The organism is Pseudomonas sp. 32A (assembly GCF_052682255.1).
Genome location: NZ_JBQYLY010000001.1, coordinates 117,584 through 136,579, shown reverse-complemented (window position 1 = coordinate 136,579; position 18,996 = coordinate 117,584). Strand labels below are relative to the sequence as shown.

General features: G+C 58.8%; 19 protein-coding genes and 1 tRNA gene. 10 read left to right on the top strand and 10 right to left on the bottom strand.

Annotation, left to right across the window (positions count from 1 at the left end; genetic code table 11):
• Positions 1–45: 45 nt before the first annotated feature.
• The gene (locus ACUN0G_RS00630) at positions 46–1,686 is read right to left on the bottom strand and encodes an ArnT family glycosyltransferase (protein ID WP_445572487.1); all 1,641 of its coding nucleotides are present in this window, start codon (positions 1,684–1,686) and stop codon (positions 46–48) included.
• 87 nt (positions 1,687–1,773) lie between these two features.
• Positions 1,774–2,739: an arsenic resistance protein gene (locus ACUN0G_RS00625; RefSeq protein ID WP_445572486.1), complete on the bottom strand. Its 966-nt coding sequence runs from the start codon at positions 2,737–2,739 to the stop codon at positions 1,774–1,776.
• A 172-nt stretch (positions 2,740–2,911) separates the two neighbouring features.
• Between ACUN0G_RS00625 and ACUN0G_RS00620 the strand changes: the two genes are divergently transcribed.
• Together ACUN0G_RS00620 and ACUN0G_RS00615 are read left to right on the top strand one after the other, a co-directional pair.
• Positions 2,912–3,832 (top strand): alpha/beta hydrolase family protein, encoded by a 921-nt coding sequence (locus ACUN0G_RS00620; protein WP_445572485.1) that lies wholly within the window; start codon positions 2,912–2,914, stop codon positions 3,830–3,832.
• A gap of 73 nt (positions 3,833–3,905) precedes the next feature.
• On the top strand, positions 3,906–4,319 hold the full coding sequence (locus tag ACUN0G_RS00615) for a hypothetical protein (protein WP_445572484.1): 414 nt from the start codon (positions 3,906–3,908) through the stop codon (positions 4,317–4,319).
• 135 nt (positions 4,320–4,454) lie between these two features.
• On the opposite strand, the gene gabP is transcribed toward ACUN0G_RS00615, so the two are convergent.
• A complete protein-coding gene (gene gabP / locus ACUN0G_RS00610) occupies positions 4,455–5,846 on the bottom strand; it encodes a GABA permease (RefSeq protein ID WP_445572483.1) in 1,392 nt (463 codons plus the stop codon).
• Positions 5,847–6,400: 554 nt separating this feature from the next.
• On the opposite strand from gabP, the gene ACUN0G_RS00605 reads away from it, so the two are divergent.
• From ACUN0G_RS00605 to ACUN0G_RS00585, 5 genes are all read left to right on the top strand, one after another.
• Positions 6,401–7,174, top strand: a complete 774-nt coding sequence (locus ACUN0G_RS00605) for an ABC transporter ATP-binding protein (protein WP_017478155.1) — start codon at positions 6,401–6,403, stop codon at positions 7,172–7,174.
• Between the two features lie 13 nt (positions 7,175–7,187).
• A complete protein-coding gene (locus tag ACUN0G_RS00600) occupies positions 7,188–7,940 on the top strand; it encodes an ABC transporter substrate-binding protein (RefSeq protein WP_445572482.1) in 753 nt (250 codons plus the stop codon).
• A 73-nt stretch (positions 7,941–8,013) separates the two neighbouring features.
• Positions 8,014–8,709, top strand: coding sequence for an ABC transporter permease (locus ACUN0G_RS00595; RefSeq protein WP_034117272.1), 696 nt, complete (start codon positions 8,014–8,016; stop codon positions 8,707–8,709).
• A gap of 38 nt (positions 8,710–8,747) precedes the next feature.
• Complete coding sequence (locus ACUN0G_RS00590; protein WP_177071123.1) at positions 8,748–9,437, top strand: ABC transporter permease; 690 nt, start codon at positions 8,748–8,750, stop codon at positions 9,435–9,437.
• Positions 9,418–10,632 (top strand): methyltransferase, encoded by a 1,215-nt coding sequence (locus ACUN0G_RS00585; protein WP_445572481.1) that lies wholly within the window; start codon positions 9,418–9,420, stop codon positions 10,630–10,632. Before ACUN0G_RS00590 ends, ACUN0G_RS00585 begins: the two co-directional genes overlap by 20 nt.
• 242 nt (positions 10,633–10,874) lie before the next feature.
• On the opposite strand, the gene bcsQ is transcribed toward ACUN0G_RS00585, so the two are convergent.
• Complete coding sequence (bcsQ, locus tag ACUN0G_RS00580) at positions 10,875–11,816, bottom strand: cellulose biosynthesis protein BcsQ (RefSeq protein WP_445572480.1); 942 nt, start codon at positions 11,814–11,816, stop codon at positions 10,875–10,877.
• Between the two features lie 372 nt (positions 11,817–12,188).
• Between bcsQ and ACUN0G_RS00575 the strand changes: the two genes are divergently transcribed.
• Together ACUN0G_RS00575 and ACUN0G_RS00570 are read left to right on the top strand one after the other, a co-directional pair.
• On the top strand, positions 12,189–12,425 hold the full coding sequence (locus tag ACUN0G_RS00575) for a DUF2790 domain-containing protein (protein WP_258343235.1): 237 nt from the start codon (positions 12,189–12,191) through the stop codon (positions 12,423–12,425).
• A 168-nt stretch (positions 12,426–12,593) separates the two neighbouring features.
• Positions 12,594–12,669 (top strand) — tRNA-Thr (locus ACUN0G_RS00570).
• A 975-nt stretch (positions 12,670–13,644) separates the two neighbouring features.
• Here the strand turns inward: ACUN0G_RS00570 and ACUN0G_RS00565 are convergent.
• Positions 13,645–13,905 (bottom strand): hypothetical protein, encoded by a 261-nt coding sequence (locus ACUN0G_RS00565; RefSeq protein WP_445572479.1) that lies wholly within the window; start codon positions 13,903–13,905, stop codon positions 13,645–13,647.
• A gap of 539 nt (positions 13,906–14,444) precedes the next feature.
• Between ACUN0G_RS00565 and ACUN0G_RS00560 the strand changes: the two genes are divergently transcribed.
• Positions 14,445–14,726, top strand: coding sequence for a DUF3077 domain-containing protein (locus ACUN0G_RS00560; protein ID WP_445572478.1), 282 nt, complete (start codon positions 14,445–14,447; stop codon positions 14,724–14,726).
• A 167-nt stretch (positions 14,727–14,893) separates the two neighbouring features.
• Here the strand turns inward: ACUN0G_RS00560 and ACUN0G_RS00555 are convergent, their stop codons facing one another.
• The 5 genes from ACUN0G_RS00555 to ACUN0G_RS00535 form a co-directional block, all read right to left on the bottom strand.
• Positions 14,894–15,604, bottom strand: a complete 711-nt coding sequence (locus ACUN0G_RS00555) for an SDR family NAD(P)-dependent oxidoreductase (protein WP_445572477.1) — start codon at positions 15,602–15,604, stop codon at positions 14,894–14,896.
• 31 nt (positions 15,605–15,635) lie between these two features.
• A complete protein-coding gene (locus ACUN0G_RS00550; protein WP_445572476.1) occupies positions 15,636–16,286 on the bottom strand; it encodes a DsbA family oxidoreductase in 651 nt (216 codons plus the stop codon).
• The gene (locus ACUN0G_RS00545) at positions 16,283–16,498 is read right to left on the bottom strand and encodes a tautomerase family protein (protein ID WP_003218111.1); all 216 of its coding nucleotides are present in this window, start codon (positions 16,496–16,498) and stop codon (positions 16,283–16,285) included. The genes ACUN0G_RS00550 and ACUN0G_RS00545 overlap by 4 nt, the downstream gene beginning before the upstream one ends.
• 201 nt (positions 16,499–16,699) lie before the next feature.
• On the bottom strand, positions 16,700–17,986 hold the full coding sequence (locus ACUN0G_RS00540; RefSeq protein ID WP_421524631.1) for an OprD family porin: 1,287 nt from the start codon (positions 17,984–17,986) through the stop codon (positions 16,700–16,702).
• A gap of 271 nt (positions 17,987–18,257) precedes the next feature.
• Positions 18,258–18,965: a DsbA family protein gene (locus ACUN0G_RS00535; protein ID WP_445572475.1), complete on the bottom strand. Its 708-nt coding sequence runs from the start codon at positions 18,963–18,965 to the stop codon at positions 18,258–18,260.
• Positions 18,966–18,996: the final 31 nt, after the last annotated feature.

The following is an 18,996-nucleotide window of genomic DNA, read 5'->3' as shown; positions in this document are numbered from 1 at the left end:
AAGCCATAGACAGGCCTGAGGCTGATTGCCAGCCCCACCCCGCACTCACCTCACCAAAAACACCAGCAGCGGGTTGTCATTCAACCGCCCATTGAACACCGGCGCCATATGCTCCAGCGGCGTGCCGCTCAGCAATGCGGTTTGCTTGCGCTCCACAATCACCCAGGCGGGGCGCGGCAGCGTGTCCACCAGCAACGGTTCGTTGCGCCCGATGAACAACGGCTGCTCATCGTGATCCAGGTTCATGATGTAGCGAATCGCCCAGGTGTCTTTGGCCAGATCGACAAACACCAACGTTCCGGGATTATCGGCACGCAGCCTCTCCACCGCGCCAACGAAGTTCTTGGTGTCGTATTGCAGGTCCTTGGCTGGCTCCACCACCACGACGAGCACCAGCCATTGGGTGACCAGCGCAATAAGGCTGAGCACCACCAAACGCTGGCCGAGACTGCCCTGCAAACGGCGCCAGGCAATCACCGCTGCCAGTTGCAACACAATCAGCACACCCACCAACGCAGGCACGGAAACGTCCGGCCAGTAACCGTGCTTGTGCCACAGGTGCCGACAGACGAACACCACCACGATGCCCAGCACCGGTAACACAGCCACCAGCCACTCATAGCCACGACGCACCCTGAGCAGCCAGCCTTGGGCCTGGAGCAGGCCATAGGCGGCTACAGCAGCAAACATCGGGACCATCGGCACGATGTAATAGGCGCGCTTGAAGTGCGGGATGGACAAGCCCGCCAAAATCATCAGGCCGCAGGCGGCCAGGCGCAGCATCAACTGCACGTCGGCATCGTCGTTACGCATCGACCATTTGTGGCGCAGGGCAATCATCGTTGCCAGTGCCAGCGGTACCACCGGGAAGTAACGGTACAGGCTCAGCTTGAAGTAGAAGTAGAACGCCTCACCGGATTCGTCGAGGCGCCCGGCGAACTGCATCCGCAGCACATCATCGACGAAGGCTTCGCCACCGCTGATCCGCGCCAGCTTCAATAGCAACCACCAACAGCCGGCCAGCAGGATCAGGCCGATCACGCCATGGGCAATGACCTTTTTCAGCACGCCCATTCGCTCTTGCCGAGTGCGAGCGGGGCCCAGCGCCCAGTAGACACACACCACCCCGCACACCTCAATCAGCCCCAGCGGCCCGCGAATGGCAAACGCCACCACGAACAACGGAAAGACCGCATATTGGCGCAGCCTCGAACCCATGCGCTCGCCGGTATGCAAAAGGTAGAAAGCACCGAGGCACAACAACGAGACCATCTGGTCCAGGCACACCGAGCGCGACTTCTCCAGCAATTGCGCGGTCAATGCGGTGAGCAGCACCGTCAGCAGCGCCCACGCCCGGCCGGACGGCACCAGCAAGCGGTAGATCAGCGCCATGACCCCGGCCGACGCCAAGGCGGTGGGCATCACGTTAGCCAGGTCGTTGGGCGCGCCGAACATGCGGGCAAAAAGGTAGCTGAGGTAGGTCGCGGTGCCCGGGTAGTCCGGGTAAGGCTCACCGTAGGTGGTAGGGAACAGGCTCGCGCCGTGGCGAAACATCTCTTGCATGAACACGGCCCAGCGGCCGTCGAAGCCTTGTGGCTGCTGGTCCCAGATGCCCAGGGTAAACAGCAGCAAGGCGATAACGAAAATGCCCAGCGATTCCATTCGAAAGCGATTGTGTTGATCCATTATTCAGCCTGTCAGGTGGGGTAAACCGGGCCATGTTGCCGAACCCCACGCTGAATGCCCCCTGAACGGAATCAAACATTCATCCGCCTAACGACGAGCGGGCCAGATCAGCAGCGGCACCAGCCGGATGTAGAGTAGCTCTCCCACCAGTTCCACCAGGGTTTGCGTGATCACCGCAGCGGCGGCAAGCCCGCGGATGTCTTCAGGCAATGCCAGCGCCAGCGGCAGTACCACCAGGGAATTGCGGGTGGACGCGCTGAAGGTGACCGCCCGCGCCGTGGTCGCCGGTAGCTTGAACAGTCGCGAAGCCAATGCCCCCATCAGCGGTGCCAATAACAGGAAGCCGATATACACCGGGATCACCGGCGCCAGCAGGCCGATATCGCGGACCACAGCAGTAATCTGCGAACCGATCACCACCATCAGCACCAGCGCCATGGCCGGGACAGGCAGCCAGGCCCACGCATCATTCCAGGCGCTGACAAGGCCCGATCGCCGGGACAGGGAAGTCGTCAACACCGCCAGAATCATCGGTGCAACGATCAGCAGCAAGAAGGCCTCGACAAAGGGCCCCACCGCCACCACCACCTGCGACTGCGCCCCCAACATCACTCCCAGATACACCGGCAACAGCAACAGTTGCAGCAGCAACAGAACCGGGGTCGCCGCAAGCATCAGCCGCGAGTCACCCTTGCCGATATGAGTGAACACCACCACGTAGTCGATGCATGGCGTCAGCAGCACCAGCAACGCGCCGATCAGAATCGCCGGGTGATCCGCCAGGCCACGGGTCAACGCCCACACCAGCAGCGGGATCAGGATGAAGTTGGCCAACAGCAACGCGGCCATGAAGCGTTTGTTGCCCAGGCCCTGGCGCAGGTCCAGAAACGGGATTTGCAGGAACATCGCATACATCAACACGGCGATGGCAGGTGTCACCAGGGTGCCCAGGCTTTGGGCCATGGATGGCGCCACCAGGCCGACAACGACGGCGAGCAGCCCACTGGCAAAGTAGAGGGCGATCTGGTTTTGTTCGAGGGTGTCGCGGGTCATGGGCCGGCTCTGGTGGGCGAAAGGGTCTAAGCCTAGGCATCTGTGCCGCTCAGGTCGAGCCTCAGAAAAATCCCCGGGGTCTTCGTAGCAGAAATTTGTTAGTTTCGACTTCTTATAAAACTGCGCACGGGCCTTTGACACCCCATCGAAAGCGCAATGATCGAGCCTGCTCATGAACCTGCCAGCCCGTCCTCAAGCCGAAGCATTCCGCGAGTCCACAGCCGATGGGCATTCCATCGGCGGCTTCACGTGGCGCCATCCGCGCACAGACCATGAACGCCCGGTCGTCATCATCAACGCCGCTACCTCTGTACGCTGCCGTCACTACTCACGGTTTGCCGATTACCTGTTTGCCAATGGCTTCGACGTCATCACCTACGACTACCGCGGCATCGGCGAATCCCGCAGTGGCTCGCTGAAAGGGTTCAAGGCCTCGTGGTCGGATTGGGGCGTGCTGGACTTCGAAGCGATCCTGCAGCGGGCACAGCGGGAGTTTGCCGGCCAGCCGATTGATGTGGTCGGGCACAGTTTTGGCGGATGTGCGGCGGGACTCGGGGCTTCCGGCGCGGTAATTCGGCGCCTGGTGACGGTAGGCGCGCAGTTTGCCTACTGGCGCGACTACGAGGCGAGCGGGCGCTGGCGGATGTTTGCCAAATGGCATGTGGTGATGCCATTGATGACTGCGTTTTTTGGCTACTTCCCGGGCAAGCGCATGGGCTGGCTCGAGGATACGCCGGCGGGTGTGGTACGCGATTGGAGCACGCCGACGCCGGGTTATGAACAGCGCCCCAGCGGACGGGCCTTGGGTGAGTTGCCGTTTTCCCGGGTGAAGGCACAGGTATTGGCGATTAGCATTACCGACGATCCGTTTGGCACGGTGGCGGCAATCGAGCGCCTGCTGGGTTATTTCAAAGGCAGCGAGCGCACGCATCTGCGGATCACCCCTGAAGATATCGGCGAAAAAGAGGTCGGGCATTTCGCGTTCTTTCGTAGCCAATATCAGGATCGGTTGTGGCCGATTGCATTGGCATGGCTACAGCGGGGAGAGTTGGCCAACGGTACGCCGGGGCGCCAAGTGACGGATCGCACCTAGAAAGCCTTGGGATTTCCCCAGACCTGCGCTTCAATACCCCACCCCCAGATCCTGACACCAAGGACGTGAGCCCATGGCCTCGCCGAACAAGCAGCAAAAACGCGCCCACCGGGCAAAAGCCAAGGCCAAGCAGAACCGTACCCAACGCGCCGTCGCGACCAAGCCGGACGCCTTTGCCGGCGATGACAGCCGCATCGATCTTGAGTCGGTGGATTTGACCGAGCTGTTCCTGGAAATGCGCACCGCTGGCGAAACCAGCCAACAAGCGCTGTGTGCGGTGTTCCTGGCGCACCCGCTGTTGGCGGTGGTGCTGGAGCAGGAAGGTGAAGAGGAAGCGACCGACTTTATCCTCGCGGCGCTGATCGAGTATCGCCAATGGGCCACGGATATCGAGGATGAAGCGGCAGCGCTGGCGTGGATTGAATCGCCGGAGTTTCAGGCTGATTACGTCGCGGCGTCACAGGCGCTGGTGAATTCCGAAGACTGATACAAAACGAAATGTGGGAGCGGGCTTGCTCGCGAAGGCAGTGTGTCAGTCAACTCAAATGTCGACTGATCCACCGCATTCGCGAGCAAGCCCGCTCCCACATTTGATCAACGGTATTGCGACGAAAGCACTCCGTCAGTTAAGCACCGCCGCCCCAATCTTCCGGCCCTTGCGCCGACGCGACACAATCAGCCCCGCCGCAATCACCAGCAAGCTCAGAATCCCGGTGGCCATGATCTCCACCTGATGCGCGTCCTGGAACAACATGATCGTCAGCACGCCCACGATGAACACGATCACCGCATAGGTGAGGCCCGGGAACAGCCACATCTTGAAGGCAATCTTCTCGCCCGCTTCCGTGCGCTTCTGGCGCATGCGCAGTTGCGACACGGCGATCACCAGGTACACCAGCAGCGCGATGGCGCCGGAGCTGGCCAGCAGGAATTCAAACACCGCCGCCGGAGCCACGTAGTTGGCGAATACCGCCAGGAACGCCGCGCCGGTAGACAGCAACACTGCCCAGTAAGGCGTGCCGCTCTTGTTGGTGATCTTGGACACCGCCGGTGCATCACCGCGACGGCCCAGGGAAAACATCATGCGTGAAGCGGTGTACAGCGCCGAGTTCAGGCAGCTGGTCACGGCCACCAACACCACCAGGTCAACGATCAGCTTGGCATTCGGGATACCCATGCGTTCCAGCACCGTCTGGTAGGAACCGACCGCTGCCAGCGCAGGATCATTCCATGGCACCAGGGCCACCACGATGAAGATCGACACCAGGTAGAACAAGCCGATCCGCCAGATCACCGAGTTGGTGGCCTTGGAGATCTGCTGGCCAGGGTTCTTCGATTCAGCGGCCGCGATGGTCACGATCTCGGTGCCCATGAACGAGAACATCGTGGTCAGGATCGCCGCCAACACCGCGCCCATGCCGTTTGGCAGGAAGCCCTGGGTGTCGAACAGGTGCGAAACGCCGCTGACCTGACTTCCCGGCAGGAAGCCGAAGATCGCCAGGATGCCGAGGATCACAAAGCCAATGATCGCCACCACTTTGATCAGCGCAAACCAGAACTCGAACTCGCCGTAGTTCTTTACGCTGAACAGGTTGGTCGCGGTCAGCAGCAAAGTGATGATCAGGGTGAAGGCCCAGATCGCCACGTTGGGAAACCAGGCATGGAGGATGGTCGCAGCGGCGTTGGCTTCCAGTGGAATCACCAGCACCCAGAACCACCAGTACAGCCAGCCGATGGTGAAACCGGCCCAGTGACCAATCGCACGGTCGGCATAAGTAGAGAACGAACCCGTGTCCGGGGATGCCACGGCCATCTCGGCCAGCATGCGCATCACCAACACCACCAGCGTACCGGCGGCCGCATACGCCAGCAGCACGGCCGGGCCTGCGGCAGCAATCGCGTGGCCGGAGCCGACAAACAAACCGGCACCAATAACGCCGGCAATCGACAGCATGGTGACGTGACGCGGTTTGAGCCCCTGTTCGAGGTCATTGGAGCTTTGCGTACTACTCATTGACACACCTTTACGAGGAATTGCGAATACGGTCCACCCGGCCTGACGTCTTTCTCGTGAAAAGAAACCAACGGGGCGTTCTTTATTTTTTACGCAAGATTTGCGCCAAAATGTTACAGGGCCGCGATTGACGCGGCCTGTAGGGAAACTCAACAGCTCTCGTAAGTCACTGAGACTAATGGCATTCCGCTATAGCGTTACTGTGCGACCCACTTGAAGTACGAACAGGCGCACCAAAAACACACACAAATTGTACGTGACGCCCCATTAAAGGGCTGATAAGGACCGTTCGCCGGTTTAACCCTTCCAACACCCGGCCAAAGCTGGCACCATCGCGCCCTTTTTTACGCGAAGCCTGTAGGCATCCGGGTTCAAACGGCTGTTCGGTTGTTGATGGCGCGACACACTGCTGTGCCGATGCGACACCCTGCCGCACACCGTCTGTTTACCGCCTGCAGGGCTGTTGGCTGTCATCCAAACGCTATGCTAGCTTGGCGCCTCGCCAGGAAGGCGGGCCAACAGCAGGAGCGCAATGAACACAATGAGGACCGCACATGGCTGAGGCCACGCCCGCGCTTGAAATCCGCAACTTGCATAAACGCTATGGTGAGCTTGAGGTGCTTAAAGGCATCTCGCTGACCGCCCGCGACGGCGATGTGATCTCGATCCTGGGTTCCTCCGGTTCCGGCAAGTCCACGTTCCTGCGCTGCATCAACCTCCTGGAAAACCCGCATCAGGGGCAAATCCTGGTGGCCGGTGAAGAACTCAAGCTCAAGGCCGCAAAAAACGGCGAGCTGGTTGCCGCCGACGGCAAACAGATCAACCGCCTGCGCAGCGAAATCGGTTTTGTGTTTCAAAACTTTAACCTGTGGCCGCACATGAGCGTCCTCGACAACATCATCGAGGCGCCGCGCCGGGTGCTCGGCCAGAGCAAGGCCGAAGCCATCGAAATCGCCGAAGCCTTGCTGGCCAAGGTCGGCATCAGTGACAAGCGCCACGCCTACCCCGCGCAATTGTCCGGCGGCCAGCAGCAACGCGCCGCGATCGCCCGCACCCTGGCCATGCAGCCCAAAGTCATCCTGTTCGACGAGCCGACATCGGCCCTTGACCCGGAAATGGTTCAGGAAGTACTTAATGTGATCCGCGCACTGGCCGAAGAGGGCCGCACCATGCTGCTGGTCACCCATGAAATGGGCTTCGCCCGTCAGGTGTCCAGTGAAGTGGTGTTCCTGCACCAGGGCCTGGTCGAAGAGCAAGGATCGCCACAGCAGGTGTTTGAAAACCCGCTTTCGGCGCGCTGCAAACAATTCATGTCCAGCAACCGCTAACGGAGCAACATGCATGCAGAACTATAAAAAATTCATCCTGGCTGCCGCCGTTTCGATGGCGTTCAGCGCCACGGCGATGGCCGAGACCTTGAAAATGGGGATCGAGGCGGCCTACCCGCCGTTCAACAATAAAGATGCCAGCGGCAACGTCGTCGGCTTCGACAAAGACATCGGCGACGCCCTGTGCGCGAAGATGAAAGTCGAGAAGTGCGAAGTGTATGTCTCGGACTGGGACGGCATCATCCCGGCCCTGAACGCCAAGAAGTTCGACTTCCTGGTCTCCTCGCTGTCCATCACCGATGAACGCAAGCAGGCCGTCGACTTCACCGACCCGTACTACTCCAACAAGCTGCAGTTCATCGCGCCTAAAGCCACCAAAGACTTCAAGACCGACGCGGACTACCTGAAGGGCAAGATCATCGGTGCACAGCGCGCGACGCTGGCCGGTACCTACCTGGAAGACAAGCTGCCGGACACCACCGCCAAGCTCTACGACACCCAGGAAAACGCCTACCTCGACCTGACTTCCGGCCGCCTGGACGGGATACTCGCCGACAAGTACGTGCAATACGAGTGGCTGAAAAGCAAAGACGGCTCCGCCTACGAATTCAAGGGCGATCCGGTGGTTGAGAGCGACAAGATCGGTATCGCCGTACGCAAAGGCGACCCACTGCGCGAGCGCTTGAACAAAGCCCTGGCAGAAATCAAAGCCGACGGCACCTACAAAAAGATCAACGACAAGTACTTCCCTTTCAGTATCGAGTGATCCTGAATGGCCTGCCCGGCGCGCTCGCTTGAGTGCGCCGGTCCTGAGCTTTGCCTTGCGAAACGACTAAACCATGAATTTCGACCTCTACGGATTCGGCCCGGCGCTCGCCGCCGGCGCGCTGATGACCGTCAAGCTGGCGCTCACCGCCCTGTGCCTCGGGCTGGTGCTCGGCCTGGCCGGTGCCCTGGCCAAGACTTCCCCGTACAAGCCGCTGCAATGGCTTGGCGGTGCCTACTCCACCCTGGTTCGCGGCATTCCGGAACTGCTGTGGGTACTGCTGATCTACTTCGGTACGGTCAATTTGATGCGTGCCCTCGGAGAGTTTTTCGGCAACCCCGACCTGTCCCTCAGCGCCTTCGCCGCCGGTGTTATCGCCCTGGGCCTGTGCTTTGGCGCCTACGCCACGGAAGTCTTCCGCGGCGCGATCCTCGCCATTCCCAAAGGTCACCGTGAAGCCGGTGTCGCACTGGGCTTGTCGAAGTTCCGGATCTTCACCCGGTTGATCATGCCGCAGATGTGGCGTATCGCCCTGCCGGGCCTAGGCAACCTGTTCATGATTTTGATGAAGGACACCGCGCTGGTTTCGGTGATCGGCCTGGAAGAAATCATGCGCCACGCGCAGATCGGTGTGACCGTCACCAAGCAGCCCTTCACCTTCTTTATGGTCGCGGCTTTCATGTACCTGGGCCTCACCGTCCTGGCGATGACCGGCATGCACTTCCTGGAAAAACGTGCCGCGCGCGGCTTTGCGAGGAGCACGCAATGAGTGGCGACTACAGCTGGCTGTCGCATTTCGACCTTGGCCTGAACTGGGCCGTGATCATCAAGTGGCTGCCGAAACTGGCCCAGGGCGCAACCCTGACCCTGGAGCTGGTGGCCATCGCCGTGATCGCCGGCCTGCTGCTGGCAATCCCGTTGGGCATCGCGCGATCTTCGCGCCTGTGGTACGTGCGCACCCTGCCCTACTGCTACATCTTTTTCTTCCGGGGCACACCGCTGCTGGTGCAGCTGTTCCTGGTGTATTACGGCCTGGCGCAGTTCGACGCCGTGCGTGAAAGCTTCATGTGGCCGTACCTGCGGGACCCGTTCTGGTGCGCCACCGCCACCATGACCCTGCATACCGCCGCCTATATCGCCGAGATCCTGCGCGGCGCGATCCAGGCCATCCCGCCGGGTGAAATCGAAGCGGCGCGGGCGCTGGGCATGTCCAAGCCCAAGGCGCTGTTCTACATCATCCTGCCGCGTGCGGCGCGCATCGGCCTGCCGGCCTACAGCAACGAAGTGATCCTGATGCTCAAGGCCAGCGCCCTGGCCAGTACCGTGACCTTGCTGGAACTGACCGGCATGGCCCGCACGATCATTGCCCGCACCTACTTGCCGGTGGAAATCTTCTTCGCTGCCGGGTTGTTCTACCTGCTGATGTCGTACGTTTTGGTGCGCTTCTTCAAGCTGCTGGAGCGCTGGTTGCGGGTTGATGCCTGCCAAGGGCGCTGACGCCATGTTGACGGGTGAGCCGTTGCTCGCCCGCTTCCAGGCACTGGACGCGTTTCTCACCGAGCATCAAGGGCTGTGGCGACCACGGCCCTTTACCCACCTGCAATTGCCGTGGGAAGCGCAGCATCCCGAGCTGGCCCACTGGCTGCGCCAACGCTCGCTGGCTGAGGCGGAAAGCAACCATAACCAACCTCATAACCTGCCGGCGCCCGCGCCGTTTCCCGAGCTGGCGGCCCAGTCGCTGAGTCTCGGTGCTGTGGATAACTTACCGTCCACTGCGCTGCCGGCCGCCCACCACCGCTTAAACGTCGATGTACCCGGCCGTAAATGGCAGCAGATAGAAGCCTTCGGCGCTGCCCTGCAATTTTCTAAACCACCCCAACATTGGCTCGACTGGTGCGCCGGCAAGGGCCACCTCGGCCGCCGCCTGCTGCAACCCGGGCAGCAACTGACCTGCCTGGAATATGACCCAGCACTGATTGCTTCAGGGCAAACACTCAGCGAGCACCATCGATTGCCCGTCACCCATCGCCTGCAAGACGTGATGGCCGACGTGCAGATCAGCCGCGACCAAACTCCGGTCGCGCTGCATGCGTGCGGCGACTTGCATGTGCGCCTGCTCCAGTTGGCCAGCGCCGCCGGTTGCCAGCAACTGGCTGTGGCGCCCTGCTGCTACAACCGCATCCGCGCCCAGGAATATCAACCGCTGTCGATTGCGGCCCAGGCGTCATCATTACGTTTATCAGTGGAAGACCTCGGCCTGCCGTTGAGCGAAACCGTCACCGCCGGCGCGCGCGTACGCCAGCAGCGCGATACGTCGATGGCCAGGCGGTTGGGCTTTGATGTGCTGCAGCGGCAACTGCGCGGTTGCGACGAGTACCTGCCGACCCCGTCATTGCCTGCAAGCTGGCTGACCAAGCCGTTCGCCGACTACTGCCGGGAACTGGCTGTGCTCAAGGGATTATCCACAGGCGAGCAGGATTGGTCGGTTCTGGAGGCCCAAGGCTGGCAGCGCTTGGCGCACGTGCGAAATCTGGAATTGCTGCGTGGTTTGTTTCGGCGCCCGTTGGAAATGTGGCTAGTGCTGGACCGGGCATTGTTTCTCGAAGAAAACGGCTACAGGGTTCAAGTCGGCAGCTTCTGCGAAACACCGCTGACCCCGCGTAACCTGATGCTGCTTGCCGAGCGCAATTAAAGGGCAATTTGTCGCAGCGTGCCCTGTGGATAAGTCTGTTGATGGAATTCTGTTGCGAGCCCTGGCGGCAAGCTTTACAGGGCAAAATGCTGACTGGTCATTTTTTATTCACAAAATAAAACGCACGCAAAACAGGCAGTTGTAGCGTGATGAGAACGCCTCCGCAAAATTGCTGTTTCGTGACAGGTTGAACCAACCGATTGTGCATAAGCGTCTGGCGTTAGCGGCATAACCCGGTCTTTTCAGCGGGCAATCAGCAGCCGGCAAAGCTCATTGAGATCGTCACAGGCCATGCTTGCAGTGTCTCTATCCAGCGGGTCGCTGCCGTAGGCCAGGGCTTCGCTGATCGCCGAATCCCGGTGCACCACTTCCAGCAGATTTCCACCCAGGCGCTTCTTGAACACCTCGACCATGTCGAGGCTGAAGCCGGAAGTCTCGTCAAGTTGGTTGATCACAAAGTGGCACCGCAGCGCCGGCTGACGATCAATGTGTGGCGCCAGCAACTGCTCCATCTGCTCCAGAGTGCCGAGGGAGGCGGCATCCGCCTGGGCGATGACCAGCACCACATCGGCCACGTTCAGTGCCTGATGCAGATAGACGTTGTTGCCTGCCGGGGTGTCGATGATCACCGTGTCCTGCTCGCTCAGACCGAGGGCCGAGAGGTGCTGCGCCAACCACTGCGGTTCCTGCTTGAGCCAACGCTGCAGGTCTTCCTGCTGACGGATATCGGTTTCGCCAAAAGTGATCACCTGGCAACCGGCAAAGCCCGAATGAAGGATCTGGCTCCAGCGCTCGTTCTGCAGGCTGGTGCGCCCGATGCCGGGCAAAGTGTGGCTCAGGCCGAAGTGGTGATAGAGGGCGTTTTGAGGGTCCAGGTCCAGCGCCACCACCGGCCGCCCCAGGCGCTGCAAACCGCTGCTCAGCGCCGTGGCCAGGGTGCTGCGGCCAACGCCGCCATTGACCGACACCAGCGCCACCACATTCGCACGAATGGTCGCGGCTTCGCCGGACTGCTCGTTGGCACAGGGAGAATGCCGGAGGAACGACGCGCCGCTGCCCATGTTGAGACTGGCGCTGTCGTCGATGGGCATGTCTTCGAAAAATTGCAGCATCGAATCCATTCCCTGGACATCATTGGCAGTTGTCTTATTAAACAACTCAAAAAGTTCGTCAGTACGGCTCATCGCCAACACTCCATCACGACGCATCTTAAAGACGTGAAAGGTCAGCTGTACTGATGCTTACCGCAGGTCTTTTTGTGGGCGCCTTTGTGTACGCATTCTGTGACAAAGGAATGAAAGTGTCATTATTTTGGTCTTTCTGAAGAAATCTTTACGACGAGCGGTAAATGGTCAATTTAATGACTAGCCCTCGCCAGATCCGAGCATGTCCGCAAATACCTCTGATGGCTGTGCTCGTGTATCAGGTTGTATGAAATCCATCTCCAATACATGCCGAGGCAAAACCCCGAGGTGCATGACATAGGCCGGATACCTCCCAGGTGCTCAATAGGCTCCAACGCAACACACTCCTATTGAACCTCAGAGGACACCACCATGAACCGGAACACCTTCATCGCCAGCGGCTTGCTTGCCTTGCTCAACATCGCCGCCTTCTCGGCCCAGGCCGAGGCCAGCCCCAAGCTGGATATTCAGCAAGTGCTGTCGACTGTGGACGATGGCGGCGCGGCGTGCGGCGTGGTGAATGCGCGAATGACGTACCTGGATTCCCATGGGCAGAAGCAGGTGTTTGAGTACATGAAGTTTGCGGATTCGTGTAATGAAGGCAACTGATCGGAACACATTCTTTTACGGGCTGACCCTGGATGGCCTTCGGGCTGAGGAAGCCATCCCCAGTGGTCAAAATGAGCTGGATGCAAGAAAACCTCTGTGCCTGCAAAAATAGTCAGAATTCAGGGGTTTACAGAAGCTTGCCAATCGCTATAATCGTCGCCCTAACACGCCGGTATAGCTCAGTTGGTAGAGCAACTGACTTGTAATCAGTAGGTCCCGGGTTCGACTCCTGGTGCCGGCACCATACAAAACGAAGCCCTCGCAGAAATGTGAGGGCTTTGTTGTTTCTGGGGTGTCCCTACCGTAGATCCTGATCTGGCAGCCTCACTACTTTCCTGCTGACCATCTACCTGCTACCACGCCCCTCTGCAAACCTTTCTAAAGCCGCGACTCCTGTAACCATGCTTGCATCGATATTTGGATGCGAAATTTTGGGTTGAGGCGGGACAGTGCAGAGCGATAAATAAATCTGTTCCCTTTACGCTTGATGAACACGGCGATCGCCGTACACAAGCATGGGCCGAAACCGCAGCCGGATAGCGCCGGTGAATTCATCACCCATGCAGGAACCGCCACGTTGCTGGCTGGACAGTTGGAACCTATTACCGCGTAGCACCCAACAATTATCGGGTACGACGATAAGCGGCCACTAATATGAATAAAGACGATTCCTACCGGCGATGGAGACGTCTCTTCGTGGATATTTTTACAACCAAGAAACAACCTAGACCGCTCACTATCAATCAGCCCTATGAATCATGAAGCCTTACTTTCCAGACCCGATGTTTAACGATCCGCCCAAAAAACCAAAGCCGCCGAAGATCCTTGATTTCCTGGCCATTTCAACATTGATATTCATCGCCGCTTGGTTTTTCTATGAATAAGACCAAGACGGCATAACTGCACCTGCCGGGCAGTTCAAACCAACCGCAACGTAAAGGGGACCGTAAAGGGGACGGATTTATTTATCGCTCTACACGGTTCCGCCTCAACCCAAAATTTCGCATACGAAGATCGATGCCAGCGCGGTTACAGAACTTGGGGCTTTCGAAAGGGTTGCAGAAGGACGTGGGAGCAGGTAGTTGATCACTAGGAAATTAGTGAGGCTGCCAGATCAGGATGTTCGGTAGGAACACCCCCAGAGACAGCAAAGCCCTCGCATTTCTGCGGGGGGCTCGTTTTTTATGGTGCGGCACGAAAAGTCGAATTAACAGCTATCTCAGTTGCCTTGCTGCTCATAAAGAGCGATGAGATGGCTGCGATTGGCGTCATCGATTGGCCAAGGGGCATGAATCTCGACCAGGTCAAACTCCATTTGTCCGGATTTGGCTAGATCTACGACTTCTTGGTCTGAAAGCTCTGCGTATTCGGGCCATTGGTCGATGAGTTCCCGCGCATTTGCTACGGCATTTTCCTCTGTCTCGCCAACGAAAAGCTCTTCGATTTGAGTCATCCCGTAGGTAATCATGTAGAAGCTCATCGGTTCTCCAGCGGTAACGATCCAGTATGTAGAAAGTAGTCAGTTCCCTGTTCTGAAGCTCAGAATCAGCGCGCGGGTTACCTTTTACCCACAATTCGATGTGGTTAGAAGCATTGGCTTAAAACGCGAAACATCTGGAAAACAAAAAAGGCCCACCTTTCGGTGAGCTTTTCGTTACTGCGTATGGTGCCGGCACTAGGAGTCGAACCCGGGACCTACTGATTACAAGTCAGTTGCTCCCCTGAACTCCCATCACTCTGCCCAGTTGCACCCAATCCACCACCACGCTACCCTCCCCCCGTCGCTGCCAATTCAGCGACCGGGCCTGAGAACCCGACATGATGCAGGCGCAACAGCGCCACCAATCACGATTTGCAGGCGCTTTTTTATGCCCGCAGTTTCGTGCAATGGCGGCTGTGCGTGGGAGACCTTCGGGTCTGCCGGGTTCCTGTATCTCCGGTTCTCAGCCTGCGCACAGCTGCCACCCATTCGCCTGAGAACGAACGTGGTAGCTCTCACTTGATATGGGAGTTTTACCGATGAACGCTCCAAATCCGTCTGGCTTCACTACCCTCGGCGTTACCCCTTTTTCATTTCATTCCGACCAGCCTTTGTTCCGCGTTAACAGCGGGGTTTCCCTGCGGGAAGCGCTGTCTCACGTTTCCGATTTACTGCATGTGGCCAAGCTGCTGGCGGAAGACGCGGCGATGATTCGGGATACGGACCGGTACGCCTGGGCTTCGCACTATCTGCAAGAGATGAGCAAGGCGGTGATTGATGATGTGGTGAAGGTGTTGGAGTCGCCGGGCAATATTCTGTAGGTGTGTCAGGTTGTGAGTGTGCTGGCTGGGCCATTGCCATCGCGGGCAAGCCCGGCTCCCACATTTGATCTTTGTTGTTTGTTTTAGAGTGCTTGGCTCTAACCCGCCACCCACAAAAACGCCCCGAACCATCACGGTTCGGGGCGTTTTTTATTCAGCCGTATCGCTTAGTGCCCAGCACTCTGCCCACCATCGACATGCAGAATTTCCCCCGTCACAAACCCTGCCGATTCCAGGTACACAATCGCCTGCGCAATATCCCGCGCCTCCCCCATATGCCCAACCGGATGCAGGCTACCCAGCGCCGCATGCGTCTCTTCGCCATGCATCGGCGTCTTGATAATCCCGGGGCTCACCGCATTCACTCGAATCCCGCGCTTGGCGTATTCAATCGCCAGCGATTTGGTCGCCGAGTTCAGTCCGCCTTTGGTCAGCGAAGCCAGCACCGATGGCACGCCATCAATCGCGTGGTCCACCAGGCTGGTGGTGATGTTGACGATGTGCCCGGCGCCCTGTTTCAGCATCTCGGTAATCGCCAGTTGGGTGATATAGAAGAACCCGTTGAGGTTCACGGCCAGGACGTTCACGTAGTCTTCGTGGGTGTAGTTGGTGAAGGGTTTGGCGACGAAGATGCCGGCGTTGTTGATCAGGCTGTCGATGCGGCCAAAACGCGCCACGCCTTCGCGGATCACGCGCTCGGCGGTGGCCGGGTCGGCGATGTCGCCCGCCACGGTGAAGATGTCCGGATCCGTCGACGGTTTGATCGACCGGGAGGTGGCAACCACGCGGTAATCCAGCTCGCGGTAAGCCTTGACCGCAGCCGCGCCGAGGCCTTGGGATGCGCCGGTGATCACAACGACTTTTTTCGAATTGCTCATGATGAAACCTCTATATAGAAAAGGGGATGGTTCAAGCAGCCGCGGCGGACATTTCCCGCAGCATCTGTTCGTAGTCACTGACGGATTGCGATCCGGAGACCCACTGGCGGCCGTTGAGGACCATGGCCGGTACGGAGTTGATGCCGTGCTCGCGGTAGAACGCTTCAAGCTCGCGCACTTCATTGCCGTAGGCGGCAGAGCCCAGCACCCGTCGTGCGCCTTTGATTTCCAGCCCGGCTTCGGCCGCTAAACGGGCCAGGGTTTCGTGGTCGCTGACGTTTTGGCCATCGGTGAAATACCCATGCAGCAGCGCCTTTTTCAGCTCGATCTGCCGCCCTTGCTGCAACGCCCAAAACAACAGCCGATGAGCGTCGAAGGTGTTGTAGAAGTGGCTGCGTTTTTCCAGGTCGAAGGTGAAGCCGATGGCATCGCCGCGCTCCATCAGCATTCTTTTCCCGCTGGCGACTTCTTCAGCGCTGCGCCCGTATTTGCGCATCATGTGGGCGACGGCGTTTTCACCTTCGGCCGGCATGTCGGGGTTGAGTTCGAAGGGTTTGAAGGTCAGTTCAACCTTCACTTCGCCCGCCAGGTGGGCGATGGCTTGTTCCAGGGCAGTGGCGCCCAGGGCGCACCATGGGCAGACCACGTCGGAGATGAAGTCGATGGTGACGGGCGTGCTCATGACGGATTTTCCGCGAGCTGCTTGCGGTACTGGGTGGTGGTGATGCCGGCGTAGCCCCAGTTATCGGTGTCGACTTCTTCGATGACGATGTGGGTCAGGTCGGGGCGTTTGTTAAGGACGCGCTCGAGGGTTTCGGTGATTTCGGCAATGACCTGGGCTTTCTGCTCCGAGGTGACGCCGTCGCGGGTGATACGTACGCTGACAAAAGGCATGACAAGGCTCCAGTGACTTGCCCATCGGTGTGGTGGGCAGGCAGTGAGGCCAATTTATGAGGTTGCTTGAGGTGGATAAAGGTGGGGCGGAGTACTTCATTAGTGATGCGGTGTAATCAATAGCCCGGATCGCAGGCATAAAAAAACCCCGAACCAGTCGGGGTTTTTTATCGCCTTGAATCAGGCGCGACGCCGAATCAATTAGAAAACGTTGATTGGGTAGTCGGCGAACAGGCGGATCTCGTTACCACCCACGTTGTAGTTGCTGGCGTTGTTGGAAACGCGCAACCACGACGCACGGGCCCGCAGGCTCAGGTCTTTAGCCGGACCGCTCTGTACCACGTATTTGAACTGGTTGAAGATCTCACGCTCGGTGCCACTGCCGCGGTTGGAACCGTCGTCAATGTTGGTACCGCGCACGTAAGCGATGTTGTAGGTCAGGCCAGGCACGCCGAAAGCGCTGAAGTCCAGGCCGTAGCCTGCTTGCCAGGAGCGCTCGTCCTTGCCGTTGAAGTCAGACCAGTAGGAGTTGGCCAGCAGGATGGTGTTGCCACCGTCGCCGATGCCGCCTGCGTTGCGGTAGCCGCCGTACAGGTAACCGGTGTCACCGGTGCTGCGCTGGTGAGCCACGGTGAAGCTGTGCGGGCCAACGGCCCATGTGGCGCCCAGGCTCCAGATTTTGTTGTCGCGAGCGTCGGCATCACCTTGGTTTTCCAGGGCGAAGCTACGGTCCAGCTTGGTTTTGTAGCCGTTGAAGTCGAAGGTCAACGATTGCTTCTCTGGCAGGGCCAGCACGTAGTTGACGTTGACGTATTGCTTCTTCAGCACGTCCTGCATGTTGGAGGCGTAGAGCGCTGCCGACAGGCTTTCGGTGAATTTGTAGCTACCGCCGATGTAGTCGATGCTTTTCAGCGCGCCACTGTCGGAACCTTCGGCGCTCTTGCGAGCTTCCTTGGTGAAGTGACCAGCGTCCAGTTGCAGGCCGGCGATTTCTTTGGAAACGATCGAAGTACCTTCGTAGGTTTCCGACAACAGACGGGAGTTGTCGTACTGCAGGACCGGCACGGCTGGCATCTGCTGACCGTATTTGATTACGGTGTTGGAGATGCGTGCCTTGACGGCTGCGCCGCCCTTGGCCAGGTCGTCGGCAGCTGCGCCGCTGTCGCCTTGTTTGAAGAAGTCGATACCACCCGCGCCGCTGCGACCCTTACCACCATCCAGGCGAATGGCGTATTGGCCGATCACGTCCACACCTACACCGACGGTGCCTTGGGTGAAGCCGGATTCGAACTTGCCGATGAAGCCCTGGCCCCATTCAGCTTTGTCTTGCTTGCCGTTTTTGTAGTCGCGGCTGATGTAAGCGTTGCGTGCCGCGATGTTCAGGTGGCTGTCTTCAACAAAACCCTTCGATTGGGATTGGTCATCAGCCATTGCTTGCGTAGCGCTCAAAATCCCCAGAGCGATCAGCCCCATCCGTTGCTTCAACATTTTCTTATATTCCTTATTACTGGTTGAGTACGCTCTGTGACACCAGGCTCCGTGTTGCTTCTCTGGTGTCGACTCTCCAGATAAAAAAAGGCCCGCGGACGACTGAATATGCCGCGGGCCTTTTTTTATTGGAGAAGTCATGGCGGTTAGCCACAGGCGTTGGGGCGAATCCTATCCGCGCCCTTTACTGTGTGTCAATTTCGTGAATCTTCTGTATTTAGGCTAAAAAAGTCTAAGAGAGATTAAATGGCCATCACCCTCCAAGGCTCTATCAAGCACTTCTCGGATCCTCGCACCCGTGCAGGCCACACATTGGTGCACTCGATTGGGTGGGTTGAATCGAAATTGCGACTCTTTGTCTCAGCCACTCAGCAAAGGCCTCGGGCTTGCCCAGCCAGGGGCTGATGTCGATCAAGTGCAGCTGCTCATCCTGCTCCAGGGCCAACGTGGGAAAGCCCTGGCCGCCGATTTTTGCCAGCCATTGGCGGCTGCTTTTGATGTGTGCTTGAGTGGCTGCGCCGAGGATTTCAGTGAAGGCGGCGTTGAAGACTTGAGGATCCAAACCGATGGATTCGGCGAGATCAATCAGCACGTCGCGATCGGCAATTCGGCGGCCTTCGACGTAGTGCGCAGTCTGCAAACGCGCCAGCAACTCCAGGCCGCGACCGGCGATTTTTTCGGCGGCCAGTACTGCAGTAATCGGCGGGGCTGAATCGAACACCGCATCGTGATCGCGCAGCAAGCCTTCGAAATATGCCTCTCCGAAGGGTTGCCCGGTGTACTCGGCGATACGCCGGTCGTGGGGCATGACGTAGTCACGCAACTGCGGCGATACGGATTGGCGATTGGCGCCGGTCATCATGCCGCCACCGTGCAACTGGATCGGCAACACGCTATGGGCGGCGTGCAGCAGCGGCTCGGCGCCGTAACACCAGCCGCACAGCGGGTCGTAAATATAGTGAAGCGTGGCAGCTGACATGAAGGGCTCCGATGGGCGTTGATGCCCGGCA